The sequence below is a fragment of the Kitasatospora sp. NPDC058406 genome (assembly GCF_042722765.1).
GTDB lineage: Bacteria > Actinomycetota > Actinomycetes > Streptomycetales > Streptomycetaceae > Kitasatospora.
This window is the reverse complement of the sequence record NZ_JBHXKE010000144.1, coordinates 1-4,785: the sequence shown is the minus strand read 5'-3', so window position 1 is coordinate 4,785 and position 4,785 is coordinate 1. Positions and strand designations below refer to the sequence as shown.

The following is a 4,785-nucleotide window of genomic DNA, read 5'->3' as shown; positions in this document are numbered from 1 at the left end:
GGGGCGGACCTGCGGAGGGTGCCACGGGGGGGGGATCGGGGGGGCGGGGCGGCGGCGCCGGGGGCGCCCGGGGCCGGGGCGGGTCCCGGCCGATCGGCGGCCGGGAACCGGGTCCAGGTCTGGTTGCCGCCGCCGTTCGCCGGGTAGAGCCCGGCGAAGCCGCTGTTCCGGTAGTGGTCGAGGGCGAGGGTCGGGTCGCCCGCCCAGCGCAGGGTTCCCGTGTCCGCGGCGTACTGCCAGCGGGACTGGTCGGTGCCGTTGCTGACGGGCCGTGCGACGACGGTGCTGGCGTACCAGCCGGGGCCGTTGCGCACGTCGAGCACCGGGTAGGGCGCGGCGGAGCTCTGCACCCGGCCCTCCGGGGTGACGGTCCACCGCTGGGTCGGCGGTGTCGGCTTCCCGGCGACCGACGCGCACGGCTCCACCGAGACCGAGCGGTCGGGAGTGACGATCGGAGCGAGCGTCAGACAGCGTCCACCGGTTCTCAGTTCGCCGGCATCTCCTGCGGCCGGGGTGACGGCGGTGTAGCCGGGGCTGAACGTCCACCGCTGGTTGCTGCCGCTTCCCGGTGTGTACAGCGTGGCCCGGTCCTCGCCGACGTTGAAGTCCAGGACGTACGGGCCGCCCTTCCACGTCAGGCTGCCGGCGGACGCGTCGTACGACCAGGCACCGGTGGCGGCGACGGCAGGGACGGGCGCGGTCGGTGCCCCCCTGGAGGGGGTGCTGCCGGGCTGGAGGCCGAGGGCGAGGTCGCCCGTGACGGCGCTGTGGAGGGTGCCCTGGGGGTCGAGTCGCCACTGCTGCCCGGCGGGGGTGGGCTCGCCGAGTTCCGAGGTGCAGGTACGCAGCCGCGTCTGGAGGGTCTGTTCGACGGTCAGGCACTGCCCGAGAACGCGCAGCTCCGACCACTGGTCGGCCGCGCGTGAGGGTGTCGCGCGCGGTTGGGCCAGTGCGGTCGGGCAGGGTGCGAGGAGGGGCAGTAGGGCCAGGGAGACGGCGGTGGCGGTCAGGCCGGACGGTCTGCGGCGGTGTTCGGTCATCGGGCGGGATCACCTTCGTGGTCGGGAGCCCGGAGCGTCGGCGCGTCCCGGGTGCGCACAGGATGCGCACAGCACCGAGGCCGACCGGCTGCTACCACGAGGGCGATGACCTGCAAGATCACCCCATCGGCTGCCGTACGGGCCGGGCCGGGCCGGGCCGTGGACGCGACGGCCGGTCGTGCGCACGGGCAAGGGCCGTCGACGCTCGCGAGGAGTACGGGCCCCACCAGGCCCGACATGGTGTTCGGAGCAGCGGGCGGCCTGCCCGGCTTGCAGCGGGGCGGGCCCGGGCGGACGGTCGCCGCATGACAACTACGCGCGCACGGAGTGCCTGCCTCGCGGCCGCGGCCGCCCTCTCGCTCCTCACCCTGGCCTCGGTGGCCCCCGCCGCCCACGCCACCACGCTGCGGCTGAAGGCGTGCAACGAGGCAGGGAGCCGTCAGCCCGGTGATGCCCTGATCAACACGGGGGTTGTCGCTCAGGTCGTCGGGATCGGGGGCAGCTTCAGCGGGTCGTACCCGGGCTACACGATCACCAAGGTCGAGGCCCGCACCGTGCTCGGCACTCCGATGTGCATCGTCATCACCGACGGCGGTCCTGGCACGGACCGTGTCACCCTGACCACCCGCGAGACGGTCGGCAGCGTGTGGATCTACGGCATCCGGAAGTAGGAGACCACCGGGCGCCCGGATGCTGCGGCCCCTGGTGAGGGGTGTGCCGGGCCGGGAACGGGCGGTGGCCGGCGCCGAGTTCGACCGCGTTGCCGCTCCGGCGGGCGGACTCGCCTGGCGGGGCGGTGGCGCGCCGCCGTCGACCCGGCCCTCTGTTTCGGTACGGGGGTCGGGTCAACGGCGTTCGTCCGGAGCCTGGCGTCCGGTCGGTTGACGTGGATGATGCTGAGCCAGAACATCTCCATGGGGCGGTTCTCGCCGGTCGTGCCGATATTTCCGGCCCCGTCCGGGTAGGTCGTGCCGCCCCGCCGGCCGCGTCTCTGGAGTAGGCGCGATCGCCTCGATGGGGGAGTTCATCCCGGTGGTGCCGGCGGGACGTCCCCCCGGTCCCTGCCGCCCGGGCGGGTCGGTCAGGGCGGTGGCGGGTCGGCGGGGCCGACGAACGTCGCTGCCAGACGGGCCGCCGCCACGGTGGGCCGGTCGCGGTGCCGGGCCGACCAGGCCAGCGCCGAGTGGGTCGGCGGGAGCCCGGGGACGTCGACGAAGCGCACCCCGGCGCGTGGGTACAGCTCGCGGACGGAGGCGGGCAGGAATGCCACCCCCTCGCCTTCCGCGACGGCGTGCAGCAGGGTCTCGATGTCGGAGGCGACCGGCCCGTAGCGGACGGGGGAGCCGTCGGGCCGGGGGTCGACCGCCCAGAACCGGCGCCACGCCCGTGGCGCCTGCGGCGGGGTGGCGACCACCGGCCGGCCGGCGAGCAGGTCGAGCGGGACGGCGGGGCGGGTGGCCAGCGGGTCCCGGGCGGGCAGGCAGGCGACGCGCGGTTCGGCGGCCAGCAGGTGGACTTCGATGCCGTCCGCCGTGGGCGGGCGCAGGAACGCCACGTCGACCGAGCCCTCGATGAGGGCTGTGCCCTGGTGCGCGAAGTCGAGTGCGGTGATCTTCGTGGTGATGCCGGGGCAGTGCCGCCGCAGGGCCCGGAGGACGGCGGCGGTGTGCGGCTGGGAGGCCTGGGCGCCGGTCATGCCGACGATCAACTCCGCTCCGGCGTGTCTCAGTTGGGCCTGGGCGGCCAGTCTCAGCCGGTCGGCCGCGTCGACGGCTGCCCGGATCTCCGGGAGGAGGGCCCGGCCCGCGGCGCTGAGCGCGACCGCGCGGTTGGTGCGCTCCAGCAGTCTGACGCCGAGCCGCCGTTCGAGATCGCGGATCTGCCGGCTGAGGGCGGACTGGGTGATGAAGAGGCGGGCCGCGGTGCGGCCGAAGTGGAGTTCCGCGCTGAGGGCGAGGAAGAGCCGGAGTTGGTGGATGCTCGGCCCTGCCGGCGTACCGTCCGGTCGGGAGGTCCGCAGGGGACCCTGTGCTGCGTCCATGACAGTCAATCTATCAACGAACTATTTTTCTGCATGATCATGCATGCTGACATGTTCGCCCGACTGTGGAAATGTCTGGACCAATCCGCCGACCGGGCCGGCCACCGCCGGCCGGGTGCGCGGGCACAGGCCCCAACCGGGCAGTTCCTACGGCGAGTTCGCGGAGTCCGTCATGTCTCGTACGCAGTCGCGTCGATCCGGCGCGCGCACCACCTTTGCCCTTCTCCTGGCCGGAGCCTGTCTCACGGCCGTCTCGGCGCCGACGGCGGCCGGGGCCGTCGGCGCCGCCGGACGGCCCGCCGGTGGGCCTCCCGTCCACGCGGAGGCCGTCACCTCCGTCCAGGTGCCGCCCGGCGTCACCGCCGGCGTCGCCGTCTACGACCGTCAGACCGGCACCTTCACCGAACAGCTCAACTCCTCCACCCAGTTCCGTTCCGCCTCGGTGGTCAAACTGCTGATCGCCCTCGACTACCTGTGGAACCGGGGACCCACCTACGACATCCCCTCCGCCGACCGCGCGCGGCTGGAGGCCATGCTGCGCAGCAGCGACGACGACGCGGCCAGCTACTACTGGCTGAACAACGGCGGCGGCGCGATCGTCGACCGGATGGTCACCCGGCTCGCGCTGACGGACACCGCCCGCCCGCCCGCGACCAGCGCGGGCGTCTGGGGCTACACCGCCGTCACGGCGGCCGACACCGTGCGGATCTACCGCTACCTGCTGGAGCAGGCCCCGGCGGCGGTGCGGGACTTCGTGCTCGGGAACCTCCACGCCTCGACCCGGTGCGGTACGGACGGCTTCGACCAGCACTTCGGGATCGCCGGATCGTTCGCGCAGTCCTGGGCGGTCAAGCAGGGCTGGTCGGGCTTCTCCTCGGGCGGCTGCACGCCGCAGCCGCCCCACCCCCCGACGGTCGCGTCCGTCGACACGCCGAACGCCGCGGGCGAGGCGGGCGGCACGGGCACGACGGGCGACGGGCGGGAGGTGCGCGAGGCGGGTGAGGCGGGTGAGGCGGGCACCCTCGCGGTGGACCTCACCCGGCCGGTCCTGCACAGTACCGGCACCGTCGGCACGGGCGACCGCACCATCGTGGCCGTCTACACGTCGCACCCCGTGGGCACCACCTACGGCAAGGCCTACACCGACCTCGGCCGGCTCACCCGCTCGCTGAGCGTCCCGGGTGCCGTCCAGCCGGCCGGCACCTGGTTCGGGACCTGGGGCGAGAACGTCCGGGTCCGGCCGCAGGCCAACACCTCCCAGTCGGCGATCACCGTGCTGCCCGCCGGTGTCGAGGTGCTGGTGACGTGCCAGAAGCAGGGCGAGACGGTCTCCGTTCCGCCCTACACCAACGACTGGTGGGCGTACCTGCCGCAGTACGGCGGCTACGTGACGAACATCTACCTCCAGTCGCCCGGCAACCAACTGCCCGGCGTCGGCACCTGCTGAGCCCTACAACGGCTCGGGCGGTGGCGCGGCCCTGCACGACAACATCGCCTCGCACCAGTGGGTCAACTCCTGCTGACCGGCGCCACCGGCCCGGTCAGTCCGGGGACCCCGCCCTGAGCCCTGCCGCAGGCGCCCGCCGTAGCGCGGCCGCCGGCGCCCCCCCCCCCCGCGCGGGCGATCCCGTCGACGACCCCGCCCCCCTGATCCCCGTGAACCGCCCCGACGGCCACCGCCCCGTCCCCGCCCCCCGGGCCCGG

General features: G+C 74.4%; 3 protein-coding genes and 1 pseudogene. 2 read left to right on the top strand and 2 right to left on the bottom strand.

Annotated elements, in window-relative coordinates; all coding sequences use genetic code 11:
- Window positions 1–1,040 (bottom strand): annotated as a pseudogene (locus ACFWOG_RS25645) (hypothetical protein); the annotation flags it as partial.
- 305 nt (window positions 1,041–1,345) lie between these two features.
- Between ACFWOG_RS25645 and ACFWOG_RS25640 the strand changes: the two are divergent.
- The gene (locus tag ACFWOG_RS25640; RefSeq protein ID WP_329951706.1) at window positions 1,346–1,711 is read left to right on the top strand and encodes a hypothetical protein; all 366 of its coding nucleotides are present in this window, start codon (window positions 1,346–1,348) and stop codon (window positions 1,709–1,711) included.
- A gap of 410 nt (window positions 1,712–2,121) precedes the next feature.
- On the opposite strand, the gene ACFWOG_RS25635 is transcribed toward ACFWOG_RS25640, so the two are convergent.
- Window positions 2,122–3,081, bottom strand: coding sequence for a LysR family transcriptional regulator (locus tag ACFWOG_RS25635; RefSeq protein ID WP_380361132.1), 960 nt, complete (start codon window positions 3,079–3,081; stop codon window positions 2,122–2,124).
- A 172-nt stretch (window positions 3,082–3,253) separates the two neighbouring features.
- Here ACFWOG_RS25635 and ACFWOG_RS25630 point away from each other — a divergent pair, with 172 nt between their 5' ends.
- Complete coding sequence (locus ACFWOG_RS25630; protein WP_380361131.1) at window positions 3,254–4,528, top strand: hypothetical protein; 1,275 nt, start codon at window positions 3,254–3,256, stop codon at window positions 4,526–4,528.
- Window positions 4,529–4,785 lie beyond the last annotated feature (257 nt).

Excerpts from the sequence above, each read along its gene's own strand:
- ACFWOG_RS25640 (WP_329951706.1), top strand. The coding sequence starts at position 1,346 with ATGACAACTACGCGCGCACGGAGTGCCTGCCTCGCGGCCGCGGCCGCC.
- ACFWOG_RS25635 (WP_380361132.1), bottom strand. The coding sequence starts at position 3,081 with ATGGACGCAGCACAGGGTCCCCTGCGGACCTCCCGACCGGACGGTACG.
- ACFWOG_RS25630 (WP_380361131.1), top strand. The coding sequence starts at position 3,254 with ATGTCTCGTACGCAGTCGCGTCGATCCGGCGCGCGCACCACCTTTGCC.